1 protein-coding gene and 1 pseudogene are annotated in these 2645 nt (G+C 45.9%); both read right to left on the bottom strand.

Annotated features, from left to right (window positions below; all coding sequences use genetic code 11):
* Nucleotides 1-669 (bottom strand): annotated as a pseudogene (locus tag RIM23_RS15795) (photosystem II q(b) protein); the annotation flags it as partial.
* Between the two features lie 141 nt (nt 670-810).
* Entirely contained in the window at nt 811-2328 is a 1518-nt protein-coding gene (locus tag RIM23_RS15790) for an MBOAT family O-acyltransferase (RefSeq protein WP_446368155.1), read from the bottom strand.
* Nucleotides 2329-2645: the final 317 nt, after the last annotated feature.

The following is a 2645-nucleotide window of genomic DNA, read 5'->3' as shown; positions in this document are numbered from 1 at the left end:
CAGAGAGCTGGTTACCAAAGAACCGTGCATCGCGCTGAACAATGCACCGCCGAATACGCCAGCCACACCGAGCATGTGGAACGGGTGCATCAGGATGTTGTGCTCAGCTTGGAACACGAACATGAAGTTGAAGGTTCCAGAGATGCCCAGAGGCATGCCATCGGAGAAAGAACCTTGACCGATGGGGTAGATGAGGAACACGGCGGTAGCAGCAGCTACAGGTGCGCTGTAAGCTACGCAAATCCAAGGACGCATACCTAAGCGGTAGGAAAGTTCCCACTCACGCCCCATGTAGCAGAAGACGCCAATCAGGAAATGGAAAACCACTAACTGATAAGGACCACCGTTGTAGAGCCACTCATCTAAGGAAGCAGCTTCCCAGATGGGGTAGAAGTGCAAGCCGATGGCGTTGGAGGAAGGTACAACAGCACCAGAGATGATGTTGTTGCCATAGAGTAAGCTTCCAGCAACAGGCTCACGGATTCCATCGATGTCCACGGGGGGAGCGGCGATGAAGGCGATGATGAAGCAGGTGGTAGCGGTTAAGAGAGTGGGGATCATCAGCACACCAAACCAGCCGATATACAGGCGGTTTTCGGTGGAAGTGACCCAATTACAGAACCGTTCCCACAAAGACGCGCTATCGCGACGTTGTACTGTGGTAGTCATAATTCGATTAGTGCTATTACTTCGTCAGCTATTGAAGCAAGGCAAAAATAATGCCTTATCTTTAATGGTATTCATCTTCATTGGGATTATCCAATGGTTTTATTAATCTATTGGATAAATTCTATTAATTTAACTTATCAATTAAAATTCAAAGTAGATATAAGGTAAACCGCCTTCAGGCGCCAACAACCACACCGTATAAAGGAACAGAGGCACTAATAGCAACTTCAGGGGCCAGTTGAGTTGTAACTTCAGACCCCGATGAATCCCATAAACACCCGCCATTAAAAGGGCGACGATGACCAACAGCAGTGTCAACTCAAAGCGTTGTAAGCCAAACGCAGTCAAATAAACATTTTCGGCAAACTGCACATCAGCAGGTTGACCCCAGAGGTTCTGGATGACAAAGCCGGCTTGTTTGAGATTGGGTAAGCGGAAGAAAATCCAGGACATGAACACCATCCATTGAGTAATTGCCCACGCCACTAGCACACCGAATCCGGTTTGCCACCATCCCTTTAACCAAACAAAGCGGTCCGATAGGGTTTGGGTTAAACGATGCACCACCAAAGCCAAACCGTGCAATCCTCCCCACACGACAAATCCCCAAGCCGCACCATGCCAAATGCCAATAATTAGCATGACAACAAACAAGTTCAGACAGGTTCGACCTAATCTTTTGCGTGACCCGCCTAAGGGAAAATAAAGATAGTTGCGAATCCAATCGCCTAACGTAATATGCCAGCGTCGCCAGAAATCTGCAATGCTGGTACTAAAGTAAGGAAAATTAAAGTTTTCTGGCAGGTTAAATCCCATTAGGATAGCACTCCCCCGGGCAATATCCACATAGCCGCTAAAATCCAGATACAGTTGTAAACCATAGGCAAAAATAGCCAGCCACAAATCACCACTACCTGCCCGTTCTACGCTGCCAAAACACAGATCAACAAAAATTCCGATCCGATCCGCTAAAAGTGCCTTTTTAACCGCACCACTGGCAATCAACCATAGCCCCTCACTCAGGCGGTCAAAACTGGGAAATTGGATATCTTTCAACTCGCTAGCAAACTGATGGTAGCGAGTAATGGGTCCTGAAATGAGTTTCGGGAAAAATAATTTGTAGGTAGCAAATTGTAAGCTTTGGCGCGTGGCAGGTGCCCCCCGATATACATCAATTAGATAGGCAATACATTCAAAAACAAAAAACGAAAGTCCCAAGGGAGCAATTAAGTGATCGCTAATCCAGCTTGCCCCCTCTCGCGCCACGGGTAAATTCAAGGGGGCGGAGATATTCGTCAGGATAAACGGAACATACTTGAAGCTGACTAAACAGAGAATATTTAATCCAATCCCCAGCCACAGGAGTTTCAAACGTCTCTGGTTCCAAAGTTCCTGTTCCATTAACCACTCTTCATTGGAGAGATGGTTATTGTTGAGATGCGACCCAGGTGATGTATTGACCGCAATTCTCTGCCCTAAGTAAAAATTGAGCCAAACTACGAATAAGAGCAGCGGAATGTATTGAATTTGTAAGCTGCTGTAAAAGAGTAAACTGGCAATTAGGAGTACCCATAATCGCCCTGATGAAGAACGCTGAGTCCAGTAAATCAGCAGGACACCCAGCAGAAAGAATCCATAAGTGATGGAAATAAATGCCATTTTCTAAAATAGGGAACAGAGAACAAGGGAGTAGAGACGTGCCAAGGCACCTCTAGAATCAGGGGGAGCAATGTAGAGAAGTGCCCAGGCACCTCTAGAAGCAGAGGCAGCAGGGGGAGTTAAATCAAAGTTCTACCTTATCGGTTCCCTTACAAAGGACGAATGACGTAGCTTGATTCTTTTCTGGAGAGAGTATGACAAATGACAAATTAAAAGACAACAGTACAAGTATAAAAAAGCACCCGATCGGGGAAGATGATGAAAAAAGGGGTTTAAATTGTACCACTATAAATAGCAAGATTCTATCGTAAAATAGT

The sequence above is a fragment of the Coleofasciculus sp. G3-WIS-01 genome (assembly GCF_040223135.1).
Classification (GTDB): domain Bacteria; phylum Cyanobacteriota; class Cyanobacteriia; order Cyanobacteriales; family Coleofasciculaceae; genus Coleofasciculus.
The sequence above is the reverse complement of the archived record's forward strand: the minus strand, read 5'-3'. Positions and strand labels throughout refer to the sequence as shown.

Excerpts from the sequence above, each read along its gene's own strand:
- RIM23_RS15790 (WP_446368155.1), bottom strand. The coding sequence starts at position 2,328 with ATGGCATTTATTTCCATCACTTATGGATTCTTTCTGCTGGGTGTCCTG.